Source organism: Pseudomonas sp. 382 (assembly GCF_002759075.1).
Taxonomy (GTDB): Bacteria; Pseudomonadota; Gammaproteobacteria; order Pseudomonadales; family Pseudomonadaceae; genus Aquipseudomonas; species Aquipseudomonas vlassakiae.
This window is the reverse complement of record NZ_PEMX01000023.1, coordinates 21,716-42,075: the sequence shown is the minus strand read 5'-3', so window position 1 is coordinate 42,075 and position 20,360 is coordinate 21,716. Positions and strand designations below refer to the sequence as shown.

The window sequence follows — 20,360 nt, the reverse complement described above, 5'->3', positions numbered from 1 at the left end:
CTTGCCCTATCGGGCCTTGCTGATGCGCCAGATGCCGAACGGCAGGTTCCAGGGTTCGATGCGCATCCACTGGGTCTTGCCGTACCAGGACCAGCGATGGCCGGTCATCAGGTCTTCGCCATGGGTTTCGGCATTGTCATCCAGGCCCAGTTCCCACAGCGGCAATTCGAAATGCGCCTCCTGGGCGTTGTGCGGATCGAGGCTCACCGCAACCAGGATGAAGTTGTCGCGCGCTGGCGTGCGTTTGGCGAAGTACAGGATGTTGTCGTTCCAGCAGTTGAAGAACGCCACCCCAAGGTGGGTCTGCAGCGCGGGGTTCTGGCGACGGATGCGATTGAGCTGGGCGATCTCGGCGATGATGTTGCCAGGCTGGGTGAAATCCCGGGGGCGGATTTCGTACTTCTCCGAGTCCAGGTATTCCTCCTTGCCCGGCAGCGCTGCGCTTTCGCACAGCTCGAAGCCGCTGTACATGCCCCACAGCCCCGAGCCCATGGTCGCCAGCGCCGCCCGGATGAGGAAACCGGCGCGGCCGTTATGCTGCAGGAAGTACGGGTTGATGTCTGGTGTGTTGACGAAGAAATTCGGCCGGTAGCATTGGCTCCACGGCGGCTGGTTGAGTTGCTCGAAATACTCGCGCAACTCTTGCTTGGTGTTGCGCCAGGTGAAGTAGGTGTAGCTCTGGGCGTACCCGACCTTGCCCAGGCGCGCCATCATCGCGGGCTTGGTGAAGGCTTCGGCGAGGAAGATCACGTCGGGGTATTGAGCACGCACATTGGCGATCAGCCATTGCCAGAAGGGCAACGGTTTGGTGTGCGGGTTATCGACACGAAAGGTCTTCACCCCCTCCTCGACCCAGCCGATGATCACGTCACGCAGGGCCAGCCACAGGCTGGGTACCGCGTCGGGCGCATAGAAATCGACGTTGACGATGTCCTGATATTTCTTCGGCGGGTTTTCCGCGTAGCGAATGGTGCCGTCCGGCCGCCAGCTGAACCAGCCTGGGTGTTCGGTGAGCCACGGGTGGTCCTGGGAGCACTGGATGGCGAAGTCCAAAGCGATCTCCAGGCCATGCTGGGCGGCGGCCGACACCAGGCGGCGGAAGTCGTCACGGCTGCCCAGCTGCGGATGGATCGCGTCGTGACCACCGTCCGGGCTGCCGATGGCATAGGGGCTGCCCGGGTCACCGGGCTCGGCCTGCAGTGCATTGTTGCGGCCTTTGCGGTGCTTGCTGCCGATGGGGTGGATCGGCGGAAAATACAGCACGTCAAAACCCATGTCGCGAATCATCGGCAGGCGCTGGTGCACGTCGTTGAAGGTGCCGTGGCGCTCGGGGCTGTCGGTGATCGAACGCGGGAACAGTTCGTACCAACTGGCGAACTGCGCTGCCGGCCGGTCGACATCCAGCGGGAATTCGATGCTGCGGGTCAGGTAGCTACGGTGCTCGGCTTCGGCCATCAGCCGCGACGCTTCGGCGCCCAGCAACAGTGCTACCTGATCATCGGTGTGCAGCTCGCCCAATTGCTGTTGCAAGCGTTGCAGTTCGTCGCGAAGCACGCCTTCACTGAGTTCGATGCCTTTGCCGAGCATCAGCCGGCCCTCTTCGAGCTCCAGCTTGACGTCGACGCCGGCGTGGTACTTCTTCTCCAGATCATGGCAATAGGTAGCGAACGGGTCGATCCAGGCCTCGATGCTGAACACGTGCGGGCCGATCTCGGTGGGCGTGAACTCGGCCAGCCACAGGTCATTGCCCGGCGACTGCATGGGCACGCAGTGCACCCGGCGGCTTTGCGACTGGCGCCAGGTCAGCACCACGGCCATGCGGTCATGGCCATCGGTATAGACCTTGCTGCTGACCGCCACAGGCTGGCCGCTGATGGCCTTGGCCGCGAAGCTGCCGGCGTCGAGCACCGGCTGGGTGTCTTCGATGACGATGCGTGGCGCCAGTAGCGCCTGGGACAGGCTGATGGCCTGGTCCGGGTGATCATTCGCCGTGGGCGCATGTTCAAAGGGCTCGTTGCGTGACATCGACCTTGCTCCCTCAGGCTGGTGGCGGTAAGGGTTCAGAGCCGGGCGCACGTCAAGGGGTTCAAAAAAATTGGAGCGAATGGCTGCTGCCAGCGGTCAGAGCCTGCAGGACCTCTTCAATTCCACCCACGCGCATTCACACGAGCCCGGCCATGAACATTCCCATTCCACCGGAAACACCCGACCCTAATATCGACGACCCGAGCCTGCCGCCGCCCGTGCCGGAGGACGACCCGGACGAGCTGCCGATCAAGCCGACCATGCCGCCAACGGTGGGGGATCCGCCGAGTGATGAACCACCGGTGAAGGCTTAAGGGTAGACGACGGCGGACTGATATTTTTGCCAGTAGCGCGGTTTGCCGCCGTTGCTGAAGATGAGGGCTCCCTATTTATGCCAAGGAGCCCCCTATCGTGCATATCGCGACCCGTTGGCTGCGCATGGAGTTCGAGCGACAAGTGATCGACTACTTGCAGGATGCCGGGGTGGTCGACCCATGGCTGGGAACCTGGCTGGCCCATCAGGACAAGGACAAATGCGAATTCGCGCTGATGGCGCTGGAGGCACGTTACGGCGTGCACTTGCGCCGTGATTACCAGACCGTTGCCGAGCTTGCCGCGGGGCTTTGCAAGGCAATGGAACTGAGCTGACCCTTCCAGTCAGCTCGCCTGTTGAACTGACAAAAATGCCAGTTGTGCCTTTAACGGCTCACTCTGACACTGAAGCCTCCTCAATACTCAAAGAGGCTACACCATGTCTGATGATGACAACCGGATGCTCTGGCCTATGTCATTAAAAAACTCAAAGAAGCAGGGATTCCCGACCCGAGTCTGACCGACACGGTAGATGCAATGGGTCGGGACAAGGTCATGAAGGCACTGAACGAAATTGACCTGGACTTTAAGGAGTTCAACGAGGCTCCTGGCAGCGCCATGAAAGCGTGTAAAACAGTGAAGGAAATGGCGCAGACCTACTATAGCCAGTTGGAGTCGATGGGTTGAGTCCGCCTTTCAAGCACATTCCGCCGCCAGGCTGCACCTCTTCGCGGGTAAACCCGCTCCCACAGGTTCCGCGCCGTATCAAGTCCGGCGCAATACCTGTGGGAGCGGGCGTGCCCGCGAAAGGGCCGGTAGCGCAAATACGTCAACCGGCAAGAACCAAAGACAGCAAGCACGCAATGTGCCTTCGACAACTGTCATTTTTACCAGTTTCGGTACTTTCTCCTGCGCGCTATACAAGGCACACCAGCCATCAGCGGGAGCATGAGATGAGCACCATCGAGGAACGCGTAAAGCAAATCGTTGCAGAGCAATTGAGCGTCAAAGTTGATGCGGTCACGCTCTCTTCATCATTCTCCGAGGACCTCGGCGCAGACTCGCTCGACACCGTAGAGTTAGTCATGGCGCTGGAAGAAGAGTTCGAGATGGAAATACCCGACGAAGACGCGGAAAAACTCTCCACCGTGCAAGACGCAATCGACTACATCATCAGCGCCCAATAGGCCAGAAGTCCGCCCATGCGACCTCAAACCAAGCCTTCGCGCCCTCCGGAGACGCCATCATGGATCAATATCGCAAGCTCGTAGTCAGAAGCCTTCAGAAGATTCTGTCCAACAAAGAGCTGCAACACACCAGAGCCTATGGCGTAAGCGAGTTATTGCAGGATTTCAAAGTTCACGATGAACTGCTGCTAAGGGAAGCACTCGGCGAGAAGACACTACGCTTGTACTTGAAAGCGCTTCGGGTGGCCACCCGGAAACCGCTAACTTATAGCGATGCGATGACCGTTGGCGATGTGATCGAAACGCTCTGCACGCCTTGAGCGATTGCTTGACAGGAAACAGGCCGGAACACCGACCTGTTTCCATCGTCATCATTCCCGCAAGGAGAAGCTCTCGATACTGATCTCCCGCATGCGAAACTTCTGCACCTTCCCGGTCACCGTCATCGGAAATTCGTCAACGAAGCGGAAATACCGTGGCACCTTGAAGTGCGCAATACGTGCCTTGCACCAGTCCTGCAGCTCCTCAGCCGTGGCGCTGTGCCCCGGGTGCAGCTTGATCCAGGCCACGATCTCTTCGCCGTATCGGTTGCACGGAATGCCCACCACCTGTGCGTCGGCCACTGCCGGGTGGGTGTAGAAGAACTCCTCCAGCTCGCGCGGGTAGATGTTCTCCCCACCGCGAATGATCATGTCCTTGTTGCGCCCGACAATGCGCACATACCCGTGCTCATCCATCACCGCCAGGTCGCCCGAATGCATCCAGCCAGCCGGGTCGATGGCATCCGCCGTGGCCTCGGGGTTGCCCCAGTAGCCAAGCATCACGCTATAGCCGCGCGTGCAAAGCTCACCGATCTCACCCCGGGCGACGATGCAGCCATCGGCGTCCACCAGCTTGGTTTCCAGCTGCGGCTGAGTGCGGCCAACGGTGGTCACGCGCAGCTCCAGTTCATCGTCCGGGCCGGTTTGCAAGGATACCGGGCTGGTTTCGGTCATGCCGTAGGCGATCTGCACTTCGGCCATGTGCATGTGCTCGATGACCCGGCGCATCACCTCGATCGGGCAGGTGGCGCCAGCCATGATGCCGCTGCGCAGGGTCGACAGGTCCAGTTGCGTGCGCGATGGGTGGTCGAGCATGGCAATGAACATGGTTGGCACGCCATACAGGATGCTGGCACGTTCTTCGGCGACGGCGCGCAAGGTGAGTTCGGCGTCGAAGGCGTCATTGGGGTAGACCATGGTACTGCCGTGAGTGATGCAGCCGAGGTTGGCCATGACCATGCCGAAGCAATGGTAAAGCGGCACCGGGATCACCATGCGGTCGCGGTCGCTCAGGCCGAGGCTTTCACCGACCATGAAGCCGTTGTTGAGGATGTTGTAGTGGCTGAGCGTGGCACCTTTGGGCGCACCGGTCGTGCCGGAGGTGTACTGGATGTTCACCGGTTGGTCGAACTGCAGGCTGTGCTGGCGAGCCACGTAGGCTTGCAGCGGCGTTTGCCCTGCCCGCTCGGCCAGCGCTTGCCAGGGCAGGAAGCCGCTGGGCGGGTTGGCCGCCAGGCTGATCACCCCGCGCAGTTCGGGCAGGCGTTCACTGGCCAGCTCGCCAAGGTTGGCGGTCGCCAGCTCCGGCACCAACGCTTGGACCATGGCATGGTAATCAGAGGTCTTGAACGCATCGGCACACACCAGCCAGCGGCAGCCAGACTGGCGTAGCACGTACTCCAGTTCACCCACGCGATAGGCCGGGTTGATGTTGACCAGGATCGCACCGACCTTGGCGCTGGCCAATTGCAAGATGCACCACTGGGCGCAGTTGGGCGACCAGATGCCGACCCGGTCGCCAGTGTTCACGCCCAGGGCCATCAGGGCGCGGGCATGGGTGTCGACCTGTTCGGCCAGCTGCCGCCAGCTGTAGCGCAGGCCTTGGTGGCGCGCCACCAGCGCTTCGCCGTCGGCGCAACGGGCCACGGTGGCATCGAAGGCCTGGCCGATGGTCAGGGTCAGCAACGGTTGGTCCTGGCGACCGCGGGTGTAGCTTGGTTGACTCATGGGTGTCCCTTCTTGTGGTTGTTCTGGGCACGGCTGAAGCGAGCTTGGAATACTGTGGCGCAGATTTACGTTTACGTAAAGGTGACCAGCGGATTGACAGTCACCGATTGCAGGTTTACGTTAACGTAAAGGTGATGAACGACACCCGGATCTTCGGTACAGCGCCGACCCTGTGGGAGCGGGTTCACCCGCGAATGCGATCTGTCAGGCAATGACGGTGACCCTGCCAATGCATTCGCGGGTAAACCCGCTCCCACAGGGCCGGCGGATTGTCCTTGAGCTACGGTGTAACCCAATTTCAAGAACAACAAGGTGCCCCAGCATGCATTACCCCTCCCTGAACTTCGCCCTGGGCGAAACCATCGACATGCTCCGCGACCAGGTGCGCACCTTCGTTGCCGCCGAACTGGCCCCGCGCGCTGCACAGATCGACCACGACAACCTGTTCCCCGCCGACATGTGGCGCAAGTTCGGCGACATGGGCCTGCTGGGCATTACCGTTGCCGAGGAATACGGCGGCGCCGGCCTGGGTTACCTGGCCCATGTGGTGTCGATGGAAGAGATCAGCCGCGGTTCGGCTTCGGTCGCCCTCTCCTACGGTGCCCACTCCAACCTCTGTGTCAACCAGATCAACCGCAACGGCACCCACGAGCAGAAGCTCAAGTACCTGCCCAAGCTGATCAGCGGCGAGCACATCGGCGCCCTGGCCATGAGCGAACCCAACGCCGGCTCCGACGTGGTATCGATGAAACTGCGTGCCGAAAAGCGCGGCGACCACTATGTGCTCAATGGCAGCAAGACCTGGATCACCAACGGCCCTGATGCCAACACCTACGTGATCTATGCCAAGACCGACCTGGACAAGGGGCCGCACGGCATCACCGCGTTCATCGTCGAACGTGACTGGAAAGGCTTCAGCCGCAGCAACAAGTTCGACAAGCTGGGCATGCGCGGCTCCAACACCTGCGAGCTGTTCTTCGACAGCGTCGAAGTGCCGGAAGAAAACATCCTCGGCCAGCTCGACGGCGGCGTGCGGGTGCTGATGAGCGGCCTGGACTACGAGCGCGTGGTGTTGTCCGGCGGACCGACCGGCATCATGCAAAGCTGCATGGACCTGGTGGTGCCGTACATCCACGACCGCAAGCAGTTCGGCCAGAGCATCGGCGAGTTCCAGCTGATCCAGGGCAAGATCGCCGACATGTACACCCAGCTCAACGCCAGCCGCGCCTACCTGTATGCCGTGGCTCAGGCCTGCGACCGTGGCGAGACCACCCGCAAGGACGCCGCCGGGGTGATCCTCTACACCGCCGAACGCGCCACGCAGATGGCCCTTGAAGCGATCCAGATTCTCGGTGGCAACGGCTACATCAACGAATTCCCGGCTGGCCGCCTGCTGCGCGACGCCAAGCTGTACGAGATCGGTGCCGGCACCAGCGAAATCCGCCGGATGCTGATCGGCCGCGAACTGTTCAACGAAACCCGCTGAGCACGAGGGACGGGCGCACATGGCTACCTTGCACACCCAGATCAACCCGCGTTCGGCGGAGTTCGCCGGCAACCGCGCGGCCATGCTCGAACAGGTCCAGGCCCTGCGCGGGCTGCTCGCCCAGGTGGCCCAGGGCGGCGGGCCCAAGGCACAGGAGCGGCATACCTCGCGTGGCAAGCTGCTGCCGCGCGAGCGCATCGACCGGCTGCTCGACCCAGGCTCGCCGTTCCTCGAGATCGGCCAGCTGGCGGCCCATGAGGTGTACGGCGAAGACGTGCCGGCCGCCGGGGTGATCGCCGGCATCGGCCGCGTCGAAGGCGTGGAATGCATGATCGTCGCCAACGACGCCACGGTCAAAGGCGGTTCCTACTACCCGCTGACGGTGAAGAAGCATTTGCGCGCGCAGACCATTGCCCTGCAGAACCGCCTGCCGTGCATCTACCTGGTGGATTCCGGCGGCGCCAACCTGCCGCGCCAGGACGAAGTGTTCCCCGACCGCGAACATTTCGGGCGCATCTTCTTCAACCAGGCCAACATGAGCGCTTTGGGCATCCCACAGATCGCCGTGGTGATGGGCTCGTGCACGGCGGGCGGCGCCTATGTGCCGGCCATGGCCGACGAAGCGATCATGGTGCGCCAGCAGGCGACCATTTTCCTCGCCGGGCCGCCATTGGTGAAAGCCGCCACCGGTGAAGTGGTCAGCGCCGAAGACCTCGGCGGCGCCGATGTGCATTGCCGCACCAGCGGCGTTGCCGACCACTACGCCGACAACGATGAGCACGCCTTGGCCATCGCCCGGCGCAGTGTGGCCAACCTCAACTGGCACAAGCTCGGCAAGTTGCAATGCCAGGCACCGGTGGCCCCCCTGTATGCCGCTGACGAGCTGTATGGCGTGGTGCCGGCCGATGCCAAGCAGCCGTTCGACGTGCGCGAAGTGATCGCGCGGCTGGTCGACGGTTCGGTGTTCGATGAGTTCAAGGCCCTGTTCGGCACCACCCTGGTGTGCGGCTTCGCCCACTTGCATGGCTACCCAGTGGCGATCCTGGCCAACAATGGCATCCTTTTCGCCGAAGCCGCGCAAAAAGGCGCGCACTTCATCGAACTGGCCTGCCAGCGCGGCATCCCGCTGTTGTTCCTGCAGAACATCACCGGCTTCATGGTCGGCAAGAAGTACGAAGAAGGCGGCATCGCCAAGCACGGCGCCAAGCTGGTCACCGCCGTGGCCTGTGCCCAGGTGCCGAAGTTCACGGTGATCATCGGCGGCAGCTTCGGCGCGGGCAACTACGGCATGTGCGGCCGCGCCTATGACCCACGCTTCCTGTGGATGTGGCCCAACGCGCGCATCGGCGTGATGGGTGCCGAGCAGGCAGCAGGGGTGCTGGCCCAGGTCAAGCGCGAGCAGAGCGAACGCAGCGGCCAGGCCTTCAGCGCCGAGGACGAGGCCAGGCTCAAGCAGCCGATCCTCGACCAGTACGAACACCAGGGCCACCCCTACTACTCCAGCGCTCGCCTGTGGGACGACGGTGTCATCGACCCGGCGCAGACCCGCGACGTGCTCGGCCTGGCGTTGTCCGCCGCGCTTAACGCGCCGATCGAACAGAGCCGCTTCGGCATTTTCCGGATGTGATCCATGAGCGATTTCAGCACCCTCGAAGTGATCCGCGACCCTCGCGGCTTCGCCACCCTGTGGCTGAGCCGCGAGGACAAGAACAACGCCTTCAACGCGCTGATGATCCGCGAACTGATCGTTGCCCTCGACCAACTGGCCGAAGATGCCAGCCTGCGCTTCCTGCTGCTGCGCGGCCGCGGCCGGCACTTCAGCGCCGGCGCCGACCTGGCCTGGATGCAGCAATCGGCGCAGCTGGACTTCAACACCAACCTCGATGACGCCCGCGAGCTCGGCGAACTGATGTACGCCCTGCACCGCCTCAAGGCACCGACCCTGGCCGTGGTGCAAGGCGCGGCCTTCGGCGGCGCGCTGGGCCTGATCAGCTGCTGCGACATGGCCATTGGCACCGAAGACGCCCAACTGTGCCTGTCGGAAGTGCGCATCGGCCTGGCCCCGGCAGTGATCAGCCCGTTCGTGGTCAAGGCCATCGGCCAACGCGCCGCACGCCGCTATGCCCTGACCGCCGAGCGCTTCAGCGGCGCGCGGGCCCGCGAGCTGGGCCTGCTGGCCGAGGTGTACCCGGCCAGTGAACTGGACGCGCAGGTCGAAGCCTGGGTGAGCAATATGCTGCAGAACAGCCCGCAAGCGCTGCGCGCCACCAAGGACCTGCTGCGCGAAGTGGACGACGGCGAACTCAGCCCGGCCCTGCGCCGCTACTGCGAAAACACCATCGCCCGCATCCGCGTCAGCGCCGAAGGCCAGGAGGGCCTGCGCGCCTTCCTGGAAAAACGCCGCCCCGCCTGGCAAACCGACGACAAGAAGGAGCCGCGCCCATGAGCCGCCCCGCTTTGACCACCCTGCTGGTCGCCAACCGTGGCGAAATCGCCTGCCGGGTGATGCGCACCGCCAAGGCCATGGGCCTGACCACCGTCGCCGTGCACAGCGCCACCGACCGTGACGCCCGCCACAGCCGCGAAGCGGATATTCGCGTCGACCTGGGCGGCAGCAAGGCCGCCGACAGCTACCTGGTGGTCGACAAGATTCTCGCTGCGGCCAAGGCCAGCGGCGCCCAGGCCATCCACCCGGGCTATGGCTTCCTGTCCGAGAACGCCGGCTTTGCCCGCGCCATCGAACAGGCCGGGCTGATCTTCCTCGGCCCGCCGGCCAGCGCCATCGATGCCATGGGCAGCAAGTCGGCGGCCAAGGCCTTGATGGAAGAGGCCGGGGTGCCACTGGTGCCCGGTTACCACGGCGAAGCCCAGGACCTGGACACCTTCCGCGCCGCCGCCGAGCGCATCGGCTACCCGGTGCTGCTCAAGGCCAGCGCCGGTGGCGGTGGCAAGGGCATGAAAGTGGTCGAGGACGAAAGCCAGCTGGCCGACGCCCTGGCCTCGGCCCAGCGTGAAGCGCAGTCGTCCTTTGGCGATGCGCGCATGCTGGTGGAGAAGTACGTGCTCAAGCCACGCCATGTGGAAATCCAGGTGTTCGCCGACCAGCACGGCAACTGCCTGTACCTCAACGAGCGGGATTGCTCGATCCAGCGTCGGCATCAAAAGGTGGTTGAGGAGGCCCCGGCGCCGGGCCTGTCCGTCGAGTTGCGCCAGGCCATGGGCGAAGCGGCGGTACGCGCGGCCCAAGCCATCGGCTACGTCGGCGCGGGCACCGTCGAGTTTCTGCTGGACGCCCGTGGCGAGTTCTTCTTCATGGAAATGAACACCCGCCTGCAGGTCGAGCACCCGGTCACCGAAGCCATCACCGGCCTCGACCTGGTGGCCTGGCAGATTCGCGTGGCTTGCGGCGAGCCGCTGCCGATCACCCAGGCACAGGTGCCGCTGATCGGCCATGCCATCGAGGTGCGGCTGTATGCCGAGGACCCGGCCAATGAATTCCTGCCGGCCACTGGCACGCTCACGCTGTACCGCGAATCGGCAGCGGGCGAAGGCCGCCGGGTGGACAGCGGGGTCAGCGAAGGCGACGTGGTATCGCCCTTCTACGACCCGATGCTGGGCAAGCTGATCGCCTGGGGCCAGGACCGCGAACAGGCACGCCTGCGCTTGCTGGCCATGCTCGACGAGTTCGCCATCGGCGGGCTGAAGACCAATATCGCCTTCCTGCGCCGCATCCTGGCCCACCCGTCCTTTGCCGCCGCCGAGCTGGACACCGGCTTCATTCCCCGGCATCAGGAGGTGCTGCTGCCAGCCCCCCAGGCACTGTCTGCGGGCTTTTGGGAGGCCGCGGCACAAGCCTGGCTGCAAGGCCAGCCGCCGCACCAGCGCGCCGACGATGCGCGTTCGCCGTGGGCCGAACGCGATGGCCTGCGCCTGGGGCTGCCGGCGCGCAGCAGCTTGCACCTGGTCTGTGGCGGTGAAAGCCAGGCGGTTGCCCTGGAGTGCAGTGCCGCATCGACCTGGCAGCTGGAGGGCGAACAGCTGGGCCATGACGCTGACGGTATCCGTCGTCGCTCTCTGGCGGTACGTCGCGGGGGCACGCTGTTCCTGCACTGGGATGGCGAGGTGCATGCCGTCGAAGCCTTCGACCCGATTGCCGAAGCCGAGGCCAGCCACAGCCATCAGGGCGGGCTCGGCGCGCCCATGAACGGCAGTATCGTGCGGGTGTTGGTAGAGCCTGGGCAGGCAGTTGAGGCTGGAACGGCGCTGGTGGTGCTGGAGGCGATGAAGATGGAGCACAGCATTCGTGCGCCCCATGCCGGGACGGTGAAAGCGCTGTTCTGCCAGGAAGGGGATATGGTCAGCGAAGGGACAGTGCTGGTCGAACTGGCTGAGTGAGGCATACAGGGGCCGCTGTGCGGCCCCAGCAATCTAGAAGACGCCGTGCACCCGCACGACCACGCCGAGAAACTCGCAGCCTTCTTCACATACCAGCGTGGGATAACTGCGGTTCAGCGCCTTCAAGTACTGCTGCCCACCCTCCTCGGCCAGCTCACGCAGAATCGCCGTTTTCCCCGGCTGCCGGGCAATGACCAACCGCCCCGGCTCCGCCTCCAGTCCCGGATCCACCAGTATCCGCATGCCCTGGGGCACGCTGCGGCCACTGGCTGAACTCATCGTGTCGTTTTCAACGGTCAACCAGAACGCCTTGCCCTGTGCCAGGTAATCCGTCTGCTCGAACTCGCCGGGCTCAGCCATCTCTGCAGTTCCAAGCTCATCCCAAGCCAACACCGGGTAGCGAAAGCACACGATGTATTGCATGAGGTCAAGTTCGTCATCGTCGTCATCCACCTCGTAGATGCCGCGCTCCTCACCCACCTGCCCCTGAATGCGCAACTGCAGGCTGACGCTGTAGTGAGGCATGCCAATCTCGACGAAGGTGCGGTTCATCGACTCGATCTTCGGCTGGCGCCGCTTGTTCACCCAATGCCCCACGCTGCCTTGAGACACGCCAACGCGCTCGGCCAGCTGCTCCTGAGTGAGCTTCAGCTCCTCCATCCGGTCACGGACGAGGGCAATCCATTTATCCATATTCATCGCTGGCACGATACGGACTGCCTTCTGGCGCTCAATAAACATTCAGTATTATTTATATAAAAGCACATAAATACCCAAGGTATTAAACTGAGGCAGAACCCTTTCCCATTGGCCTGCGCAGGTATCAGGATGAAACCACCGAAAGACGACGTAACAGATCTCGACAGCGAAGCAGCCCGCCGCGCGCTCGATTACTACCTCAATCCGAACCCCACGCGCCCTAGCGCGAACAACCGGATCTGGACCCTGCACGAAGGCGTCACCGCCGAGCAGGCCCAGGATCACGCCATCGAGCTGCTGCGCTGCGCCGCCGCCACAGCCCACGAAACCGCCACCCATCAGGAAGGCAGCACCCGCGAATTGACGTTCGCGCTGATGCACATGATCGACATGGCCAGGGCCCTGCTGGAGCACAGACGCGCCCTGCAGAACGGCTTATAGGCAAAAAAAGGCGGGAGAAACGTGATGGCCGGGTAACGGCAAAAGGCCCCATTTGCCGGGATCGGGAAGCGCGCCGGTAAAATCTTTTTACCGGATAACTGAAAATTCATTTGACTGGCAAATGATAACGATTATTATTGCACTCAGCTGATCGCGAGATCTGCTGGATAACCCGGAGCTTAGGTCGCTCCAGATTATCTCCTCATCAGGCTAATCACGGTTTTTGACCCGGCTTTTTGCCGGGTCATTTTTTTTGGCTCTTCAGGCTAATGAAGATCGTTGATGGCGCGCATGATAGCAAAAGTGTTTCAGAGCGTGAACGCTCATTACAAATCTTTGCGGAATCAGCACTTGAGAATCAATCTCGTTTTATCTAGGCTGTTTCTGCATCAAGGACGATGCCCCCACCCTACCCCCGAGCAAGGAGCTGTCCATGAGCCGTCTGCTGCTGCCCCTCGAGCATCCCACGCCTTCCCGCGAGCAGGCTGCCGAGAATGAACTGCTGCATGCGCTCAAGCGCCTGCCTCGGCGTGTGCAGCAAGTGTTTCTGCTCAACCGTCTCGATCAGCTGGACTTTGCCAGCATCGCCAAACGCCTCGACCTTCCGCTACTCAGCATCGAACGCAACATGAACCAGGCCCTGCAGGTCGTACACCCACGCGGGGATGCATTGGCCAGCGTGGCCGGGCAATGGTATGTGCGGTTGCAGAGCCCTGAGGTGACGTCGTGCGAACGCATCGATTTTCGCCGTTGGCTGGATGCGGCACCTGCACACTTGCAAGCGTTTCACGATACCGAGCTGCGCTGGCGCAGCCTGCTCGCCCCGGCGCGGGAGCTGGGGCAGGATGGCTGGTACCGGCAAGGGCGGGCGGCGATTTCGGTGGGTGGGTGTTCGGTGGCGGTTGGTTTGGGCTTAGCCGCGCTACTGCTATTTGGGTATTGGGCCTGAGTCACAAACCCGCTGGCGCCGCTCCAAACCATTCAGATAGATAAGCAAATACCAGCCCGCGAGGCTGCAGGCGATAAAGCCCAGCGCCAGGCTCATCGGCAAGCTGTCCCTCGTAGATGCCACCAGCATGCTGGCGCCCCCACCGGATGCAAACAGCATCGTATTGCTGAGCGAAGCCGCAGCACCTGCACGCTGCGGGTGCAGCCCCAGCGCATGGCTGGTTGCAGCTGGCCGCACAATGGTTGTGCCGATGGTACAGAGCACCAAGGGAAGCAGAAGGCTGAAAACCCCAAGCTCATGCAGGGTGACAACCAGGCAAAGAGCAAGCCCAGCCAGACCGATGAGTGCGAATCCCCAACCCACCTGCGCCTGCATTGCGATGCGATGCGGCAATTCAGCCAGCTGGCAATGAAGCCGCCGATCAGGTACGCCAGCCCATACCCGAGAAAGACCATGGAGAAGGCGAACTCCGTCAGGCCAAGTTGCTCGATTAGCAACAATGGGGAGACGACCACAAATGAAAAATGGCAGGCGAACGCCAAGCAAGAAAATAGCGAACTGACGAGAAACGCGCGGTCCTTGAGTAAAGCCTGATAACTATCTAATACGCCTGCACTGCCAGCAGATGTCGGCTTCTCTTGCAGCAACTTCAAAGCCAGCACCAGCACAGCAATGGCCAGCACCACAAAGACCTGAAAGCTGCCTGCCCAACCGAGATGTCGCTGGAGTACGCTGCCCGCAAGTGGCGACAAAGAAATAAATACACCACTTGCGCTGGTCAAGAGGATACGCATCGCATTGCGCTGATGGCCATTAAACTTATCCTGCACCAAAGCCTGGCTGAGCACGAAGCACCCGCATCCGACTGCCTGTAGTAAACGAAAGACCATGAAGCCTTCGTAACGGGTTGCAAAGATGCATCCCGCCGCACCTGCAATGGAAACCACCAGACCAACAATCAGCAGACGTTTTCGCCCCATCCGGTCGGAAAGCGGACCGATAATAGTTTGTGAAATGGCAACACCGATGGCGAACAGGCTGATTGAGTACGCAATGTACTGCGCATCAACAGCAAAGTCCCGGGCCAGCAACGGCACAGAGGGCAAGATCACATCTAGCGGAAACACGCCCAGAAGCGTGATGAGAAGGAGCAATAAAACATAACAATTAGTGGACCGCGGAGTGTCTCGCCTTTTCATATAGCCAACCCTCAATTTCAAACGGAGAAATTGGGATGTATTCGAGCAAGATGCACAAGACAAAATACAGAGCGAATACCCTTAAATATCTGTAGGAAACGTCTACCCCTAGCTTCGCGAGCCTGATAGTCACCCGCACACTTCCCTTTCAAGCGGTGTACAGTACCCCCACAACAAATCCCAAGGAGCCCGCCCATGACCGTGACGCTGTCCCCCCTGCAAATCGACTGCGATTTCGATTCCGGCAACATCCAGGTCCTGGATGCCAGCAATCCGGCCCAGGTGCGCCTGGCCATCCGCCCGGACACGAACAGCGGCCACTTCCAGTGGTTCCACTTCAAGGTCAGCGGCCTCACCCCGGGCCAGGTCCATCGCTTCAGCCTGGACAACGCCAGCGAGTCTTCCTACAAGAACGCCTGGAGCGGCTACAACGCCGTGGCCTCCTACGACCAGCAGAGCTGGTTCCGCGTGCCAAGCCAGTTCGATGGCAAGGCGCTGTCGTTCGAACTCAAGGCCGAGCAGGAGCAGGTCTGGTTCGCCTACTTCGAGCCTTACTCGCGTGCCCGCCACAACCAGCTGATCGAACGTGCCCAGCAGATCCCTGGCGTCGAGCTGCTGGCCCACGGCCGCAGCGTGCAAGGCCGGGATATCCCGCTGCTGCGCGCAGGCGATGGCGCGGCGGGCAAGCGCAAGCTGTGGCTGATTGCCCAGCAGCACCCGGGCGAGCACATGGCCGAGTGGTTCATGGAGGGGGTGATCGACCGGCTGCAAGCCAATGACCCAACCGTTCAGAAGCTGCTGGAGAAAGCCGACCTGTACCTGATCCCGAACATGAACCCGGACGGCGCTTTCCTCGGCCACCTGCGCACCAACTTCAAGGGCAAGGACCTGAACCGGGCCTGGCAGGATGCCAGTGTCGAGTTCAGCCCGGAGGTGTTCTTCGCCCAGGCGCAGATGAAACAGTACGGGGTGGATGCGTTCATCGACGTGCATGGGGATGAGGAAATCCCGCATGTGTTCACGGCGGCCTGTGAGGGCAACCCGGGGTACACACCGCGGCTGGCCAAGCTGGAAGAGCAGTTCCGCACGACCTTGTGCAGTGTGACCAAGGACTTCCAGACAGTGCATGGCTACACGCGGGACGAGCCGGGACAGGCAAATACCACACTGGCGTGCAATGCAGTGGGCATGGCGTATGACTGCCTGTCACTGACGCTGGAGATGCCGTTCAAGGACCATGACGATGCACCGGAGCCGCTGGCCGAGTGGTCGGGGGCGCGGTCCAAGGCGTTGGCCGGGGCGGTGCTGGAGACCTTGCTGAAAATGGTCGACCATCTGCGCTGATCAGGTTCGGCCTCTTCGCGGGTAAACCCGCTCCCACAGGCAGTGCACTGGCCTTGAGGCGAGTGGGAACCTGTGGGAGCGGGTTTACCCGCGAAGAGGCCAGACCAGGCTTGTCCAGTCAGAACTGCACATCGAGAATCACATTGTCGATGTAACTGGCCGCTGGCGGTGTGGCCTGGTCGGTGTAGACCTTGGCGTTGTAGTTGAACACCTGGCTTCCGGTCCCGGTGCCATTACCGGGGTTCACATCGGCATCGCTGCTCGCCCGCCGGGCGGTGGTCAGCGAGCCCCAGCGCACGGTGCCTGCGCTCTTGAAGATGTCATAGGCCAGATAGTTGCCCGCCGAGGACTTCATTCGCCGCCGCCCGCCGGACACATTCTCCCCATCATTCAAGCCCACCGTATAGGCACTGCCCTTGGTGCACGACAGGCTCACGCTCTGGCTCACGGTGCCAAACCCGGCCACCACCGGGGCACTGCCGAAGCTGATGCTGGGGGTGGTGATCTGGCAGTCGTTGCTCACCGTCAGGTTGACGGTCATCGTCTGGGTGCCGGAGCCGATATCCCGCCCCAGGCAGAGGCCGCCGACCCCGATCCCGGAGCAGTAGTTCCAGCTCCAGGCGATGGTCAGGGTTTCCTGGTACAAACCCGCCGCGACAATGCTGCCGAGCTGGGTCCTCATGTAAAGCGGCACTGCCTTGGGCGTGGTGCCATTCAACAACCCCAGTAGATCGAGGATGCCATTACGGGCGAAATCGAAGGCGACACCGCGGGTGATCGGATAGCTGGTGCTGTTGTCTGCGTACAGGGTGTACGCAATGACGTCCCCCGTTGGGCCGACCAGCCCGCTGGTGGACGAGGTGATGGTCGCGTAGAAATGGTCGCTGGCACTGAGCAGGCTCAGCAGCGAACCGGTGCATTGCAGCCCGGCATTGGTGCTCGATGCGCTCTGTATCGTGGTACGTACCAGGGTCGAGTTGATCGTGCCGAACGCCGCCGGCGTGGTGGCCACCGACGAGCACAGCGCCCAGGCCGAACCTGCCGGCAACAGCATCAAGGCACACAATAGCCGCTTCATCGGCACACCAGTGGGCCGATCAGCGGAACACTGCCCTGCGAATCGGGCAAATTGAATTCCACCTGGCACTGCCCTCCTCCTTCCACCGTCACGTGCAGGCGGTTGTGCGGCGACAGGTTCTCCAGGTACACCAACCCGTCCCAGCCCACCACAGCCTGGCTGCCGCTTTCCTGATGGCTGACCTTGCTGCCGAGCTTCAGCGGTTGCTGATTGGCGTCGACCAGCTCGATGCTCGCCGCCAGCACACGTTTGAGCGGGAACTCCAGCAGGTAGCCGCTGCCACGGCGCACCGCCACCCGCTGCTCGACCTCGGCGGCCAGCACGTCGGGCGGCAGGTTCATCGGGTCGATTTCGTACTTGCCGCGGTAGTAGCCGCTGCTGTACGGCACCAGCAGATGGCCGCTACGGTCGGTGCGGCCGATTTCCTGATTCTCGTAACGCACCGGCACATCGGCGTAGCCATTGGTGCTGACCACCACGAAGGCATCATCGATGCGGTTGGCTGCGTATATGCCGGAATCCATCCACACCAGCGAACCACTGGCGTCCGCCCAGCGGGTCATCTCACCGCTGCTGCCGTAAACGCCGGCCTGCAATTGCACCGATTGCAGGCGCCAGGTGACATCAGCCTGGCGATAGGCATCGCGGTCGCTGCCGCTGGCATAGCCGAGGTTGTAGCCGACGCCGCCGCCCACCGGCACGGCGCGGCTGTAATTGACCCGTTGCAGGCGCTCGCTATCCTTGCTGCGTTCAGTCCCCACCGCCAGGGTGCCGCCGAAGTCGAACGGCATGACCACCTGCGCCTGCACCGCCCAGTTGCTGTCGCCGACCTCACGGTTGGCCGACAGGTACAGGCTGCTGTTGCCCCACAGCGGTTTGCTCCAGCTCAGGTTGATAAGCCGGGTGCGCGTGTCGTCGCCGGCGCGAACATCGAAATAGCCGGCGCCGAGGCTGCCGTACTGGTCGAGGTTGACGCTCAGGGTCACCTGCTCGCTGCGCTGGCTCAGTTGCATGTCAGGGGTGTCGACCCGGGTCAGGTCCGAATACTCGCCATGGCGCTGCAGGCGCTGGTAATTGAAGCCGAAGCGCTGGCTGTTGTACTGGTAGCCGAGGGCGACCTGGTGGCCCTTCTCACCCTCGAACTGGCTCTGTGCCAAGGCGGCATTGAGCACACCGAAGTTACCCAGGCGCATGTTGCCGCCCAGGCCGCCGAGCAGCAGTGATTGCGCGGTTTCAACATGGGTTTCCAGGGTGAAGCTGTCGCTGAGGCCATGGCGCAGGCTGGCCGAGGCAACGCCGGTGCCGTAGCTGAAATCTTCCACGGCATAGTCGCGGCGCAGGCTGCCGGCGGCCACGGAGAAGTCCGACAGGCCTTTCTGCAGCAGGCTGCTGGTGACATAGAACGGCAAGGTCGTGGACACCTGCCGGCCCAGGGCATCGGTGGTCACCACCACGGCCTCGCCGGCACCGTTGATGAACGGCACGTTGGTCAGGGTGTAGGGGCCTGGCTGCAATTCGGTGGTGCTGGACTTGTAGCCATTGATGAACAGATCCAGCGAGGTCGGCACTGCGGCTTCGCCAGCAAAGGCCGGCAACGGATAGGTCACCAGATCCGGGCGGGCGCCAAAGTCACGCGACAACTGCACGCCACCCACCCGCACCGAACTGCTCCAGGGCAAGGCACCGGTCACGAAGTCACCGGCTTCGTACGTGAGCAGGCGCTGTTCATCGGTGAACCGCCAGGTGGTGTCATAGCGCAGAAAGCCCTGGCGATTGGCATCGCTCTGCGCACCATTGAACGACTGGCGCCACTGGCCGGTGGTCGAGAACGTGCCCCAGCTGTCGAACACGCGCAGCTCGTTCCAGGCTGCCAGGTAGGAACCGCCATCGTCGGTGTCATTGAGGTACAGGTCGTAGTTGAACAAGGCGCCGAAGCTGCTGCGCGCTTCGGTGGCCGGGTACAGCCCGCGATCACCGACCTGCTGGTCCGGCAGCCAGGCCGGCGGCACCTGCAGCAGCAGGCGCTGGTTCTGGCTGTCGTAATCGCTGTGCAGGCCCGGCACATCGTCCAGCGAAATTTCACCCTGCGGATCGCCCGGCAGCTGAATGCCCAGGTTGCGCAGCACATCGCTGTCCAGGTACAGGCGCCCGGCACGTTGCTGCACCGCCACCAGCTCAGCCCTGGGCATCTGGTTCACCAGCAAGTCGAGGTACAGCGTAGCGTCGGCAACGGCCATGGTTTCGCTGGGCGGGGGTGGCAGGTCGTCGGCCAGCGCCAGCCAGGGGCCGAACAAGGTCAGCCCCAGGCACCAGCGGCGCGAAGCCCGCGACAGCCGCCTCACACACGGATTCCGACCATTGCCAGATGCTCCATGGGCCATGCCTTTCATCCAGCCGCGGGCTCATTGCCCTTGCCGGATCGCTTCGGCCACTTCCTGGCCGTTTACCCTGCCCTTGATCACACTGCCTGCGTTCGGCACTACCGGCGCCGGCCAGCGCATGCTGGCACCGGGCAGCACATAGCCAAGCAGGCCCTCGGCCAAGGGTTTGCCCTGGCCACCCTGCTGCACCACCACATCGGTCAGACGCGCATGCACCGGGCCGGTATTGCGCATTTCCACATAGGGTTTGCCCTGCACCGTCACCGCGCGCCAGCTGAGCTGCGGCTTGCCGACGCCGTCGGCGTTGCGCTTGCCTTGCGGGTCAGGCTTGCCCCACAAGCCTTCGCCATAGACGAACAACGGCACCGAATAGCGCATCTGCAGGCGGATCGCTGCGGTGGTGCCCTGGCTGGCAGTGTCGGTGGGCATCGGCGAGGGGATCTCGTCGATGATGATGCGGTAGGCCTGCTCCTGGCCGGCCGGCGAACTGCCCGTGCGGGTCAGGCGGATCAGCTGCTTTTGCCCGGGAGCAATGGTGGCCACCGGCGGGCTGCCGATGACCTCGCGCTGGGCCTGGAACTGCTCCTGATAGTCACCCTGGCGCCAGGCGAACACCCGTACCTGCAGGCTGGCCGGCGCCGTGCCGCGATTTTCCAGCCACAGGGCGCCGGCCTTCTGGTCAGCCTCCAGCACCGGGTCGATCGGCCAGATCAGCACCGAGGTGGCCGCCCCTGCCGGCAGGCTCGCCAACAGCAACAGACCGACCGCACCTTGCGCCCACTTCGCGCCTCCCCCCATACCACTCTCCTTGGTCTT

19 protein-coding genes are annotated in these 20,360 nt (G+C 62.9%); 12 read left to right on the top strand and 7 right to left on the bottom strand.

Annotated features, from left to right (window positions below; all coding sequences use genetic code 11):
• Positions 1 to 6: 6 nt before the first annotated feature.
• Entirely contained in the window at positions 7 to 2,025 is a 2,019-nt protein-coding gene (locus CQW31_RS21870) for an alpha-1,4-glucan--maltose-1-phosphate maltosyltransferase (protein ID WP_099815380.1), read from the bottom strand.
• A 152-nt stretch (positions 2,026 to 2,177) separates the two neighbouring features.
• On the opposite strand from CQW31_RS21870, the gene CQW31_RS31365 reads away from it, so the two are divergent.
• The 5 genes from CQW31_RS31365 to CQW31_RS21850 all read left to right on the top strand — a co-directional run bounded on the left by CQW31_RS31365 (position 2,178) and on the right by CQW31_RS21850 (position 3,844).
• Positions 2,178 to 2,339 carry a hypothetical protein gene (locus CQW31_RS31365; RefSeq protein ID WP_177332413.1) on the top strand — a complete coding sequence of 54 codons (162 nt, stop codon included), beginning with the start codon at positions 2,178 to 2,180 and terminating at the stop codon, positions 2,337 to 2,339.
• A gap of 97 nt (positions 2,340 to 2,436) precedes the next feature.
• Positions 2,437 to 2,673, top strand: a complete 237-nt coding sequence (locus CQW31_RS21865; RefSeq protein WP_256218665.1) for a hypothetical protein — start codon at positions 2,437 to 2,439, stop codon at positions 2,671 to 2,673.
• Between the two features lie 219 nt (positions 2,674 to 2,892).
• The gene (locus tag CQW31_RS31740; protein WP_256218664.1) at positions 2,893 to 3,024 is read left to right on the top strand and encodes a hypothetical protein; all 132 of its coding nucleotides are present in this window, start codon (positions 2,893 to 2,895) and stop codon (positions 3,022 to 3,024) included.
• Between the two features lie 266 nt (positions 3,025 to 3,290).
• On the top strand, positions 3,291 to 3,524 hold the full coding sequence (gene acpP / locus CQW31_RS21855; RefSeq protein WP_099815378.1) for an acyl carrier protein: 234 nt from the start codon (positions 3,291 to 3,293) through the stop codon (positions 3,522 to 3,524).
• A 59-nt stretch (positions 3,525 to 3,583) separates the two neighbouring features.
• The gene (locus CQW31_RS21850) at positions 3,584 to 3,844 is read left to right on the top strand and encodes a hypothetical protein (protein WP_099815377.1); all 261 of its coding nucleotides are present in this window, start codon (positions 3,584 to 3,586) and stop codon (positions 3,842 to 3,844) included.
• A gap of 51 nt (positions 3,845 to 3,895) precedes the next feature.
• Here the strand turns inward: CQW31_RS21850 and CQW31_RS21845 are convergent, their stop codons facing one another.
• Positions 3,896 to 5,572 (bottom strand): AMP-binding protein, encoded by a 1,677-nt coding sequence (locus CQW31_RS21845; protein ID WP_099815376.1) that lies wholly within the window; start codon positions 5,570 to 5,572, stop codon positions 3,896 to 3,898.
• Between the two features lie 322 nt (positions 5,573 to 5,894).
• On the opposite strand from CQW31_RS21845, the gene CQW31_RS21840 reads away from it, so the two are divergent.
• From CQW31_RS21840 to CQW31_RS21825, 4 genes are read left to right on the top strand one after another with little or no spacing between them, the layout of a single operon-like run.
• Positions 5,895 to 7,058 (top strand): isovaleryl-CoA dehydrogenase, encoded by a 1,164-nt coding sequence (locus CQW31_RS21840; protein ID WP_099815375.1) that lies wholly within the window; start codon positions 5,895 to 5,897, stop codon positions 7,056 to 7,058.
• A gap of 19 nt (positions 7,059 to 7,077) precedes the next feature.
• On the top strand, positions 7,078 to 8,685 hold the full coding sequence (locus CQW31_RS21835) for a carboxyl transferase domain-containing protein (RefSeq protein ID WP_054886279.1): 1,608 nt from the start codon (positions 7,078 to 7,080) through the stop codon (positions 8,683 to 8,685).
• 3 nt (positions 8,686 to 8,688) lie between these two features.
• Entirely contained in the window at positions 8,689 to 9,504 is an 816-nt protein-coding gene (locus CQW31_RS21830) for a gamma-carboxygeranoyl-CoA hydratase (RefSeq protein WP_054886278.1), read from the top strand.
• Positions 9,501 to 11,453 carry an acetyl/propionyl/methylcrotonyl-CoA carboxylase subunit alpha gene (locus CQW31_RS21825; RefSeq protein WP_099815374.1) on the top strand — a complete coding sequence of 651 codons (1,953 nt, stop codon included), beginning with the start codon at positions 9,501 to 9,503 and terminating at the stop codon, positions 11,451 to 11,453. The genes CQW31_RS21830 and CQW31_RS21825 overlap by 4 nt, the downstream gene beginning before the upstream one ends.
• Before the next feature lie 33 nt (positions 11,454 to 11,486).
• Here the strand turns inward: CQW31_RS21825 and CQW31_RS21820 are convergent, their stop codons facing one another.
• A complete protein-coding gene (locus CQW31_RS21820) occupies positions 11,487 to 12,194 on the bottom strand; it encodes a LexA family transcriptional regulator (RefSeq protein ID WP_054886276.1) in 708 nt (235 codons plus the stop codon).
• 87 nt (positions 12,195 to 12,281) lie between these two features.
• On the opposite strand from CQW31_RS21820, the gene CQW31_RS21815 reads away from it, so the two are divergent.
• Both CQW31_RS21815 and CQW31_RS21810 read left to right on the top strand, forming a co-directional pair.
• Positions 12,282 to 12,593: a DUF6124 family protein gene (locus tag CQW31_RS21815; RefSeq protein ID WP_054886275.1), complete on the top strand. Its 312-nt coding sequence runs from the start codon at positions 12,282 to 12,284 to the stop codon at positions 12,591 to 12,593.
• Between the two features lie 433 nt (positions 12,594 to 13,026).
• Positions 13,027 to 13,542: a DUF4880 domain-containing protein gene (locus CQW31_RS21810; RefSeq protein ID WP_099815373.1), complete on the top strand. Its 516-nt coding sequence runs from the start codon at positions 13,027 to 13,029 to the stop codon at positions 13,540 to 13,542.
• A gap of 92 nt (positions 13,543 to 13,634) precedes the next feature.
• Here the strand turns inward: CQW31_RS21810 and CQW31_RS21805 are convergent, their stop codons facing one another.
• Positions 13,635 to 14,696 (bottom strand): MFS transporter, encoded by a 1,062-nt coding sequence (locus CQW31_RS21805; RefSeq protein WP_249342002.1) that lies wholly within the window; start codon positions 14,694 to 14,696, stop codon positions 13,635 to 13,637.
• A gap of 240 nt (positions 14,697 to 14,936) precedes the next feature.
• On the opposite strand from CQW31_RS21805, the gene CQW31_RS21800 reads away from it, so the two are divergent.
• The gene (locus CQW31_RS21800) at positions 14,937 to 16,085 is read left to right on the top strand and encodes a M14-type cytosolic carboxypeptidase (RefSeq protein ID WP_099815371.1); all 1,149 of its coding nucleotides are present in this window, start codon (positions 14,937 to 14,939) and stop codon (positions 16,083 to 16,085) included.
• 118 nt (positions 16,086 to 16,203) lie between these two features.
• Here the strand turns inward: CQW31_RS21800 and CQW31_RS21795 are convergent, their stop codons facing one another.
• The 3 genes from CQW31_RS21795 to CQW31_RS21785 all read right to left on the bottom strand — a co-directional run bounded on the left by CQW31_RS21795 (position 16,204) and on the right by CQW31_RS21785 (position 20,342).
• Positions 16,204 to 17,163 (bottom strand): spore coat U domain-containing protein, encoded by a 960-nt coding sequence (locus CQW31_RS21795; protein WP_099815370.1) that lies wholly within the window; start codon positions 17,161 to 17,163, stop codon positions 16,204 to 16,206.
• On the bottom strand, positions 17,160 to 19,400 hold the full coding sequence (locus tag CQW31_RS21790; RefSeq protein ID WP_249342140.1) for a fimbria/pilus outer membrane usher protein: 2,241 nt from the start codon (positions 19,398 to 19,400) through the stop codon (positions 17,160 to 17,162). The genes CQW31_RS21795 and CQW31_RS21790 overlap by 4 nt, the downstream gene beginning before the upstream one ends.
• A 165-nt stretch (positions 19,401 to 19,565) precedes the next feature.
• Positions 19,566 to 20,342, bottom strand: coding sequence for a molecular chaperone (locus CQW31_RS21785; protein ID WP_054886269.1), 777 nt, complete (start codon positions 20,340 to 20,342; stop codon positions 19,566 to 19,568).
• Positions 20,343 to 20,360: the final 18 nt, after the last annotated feature.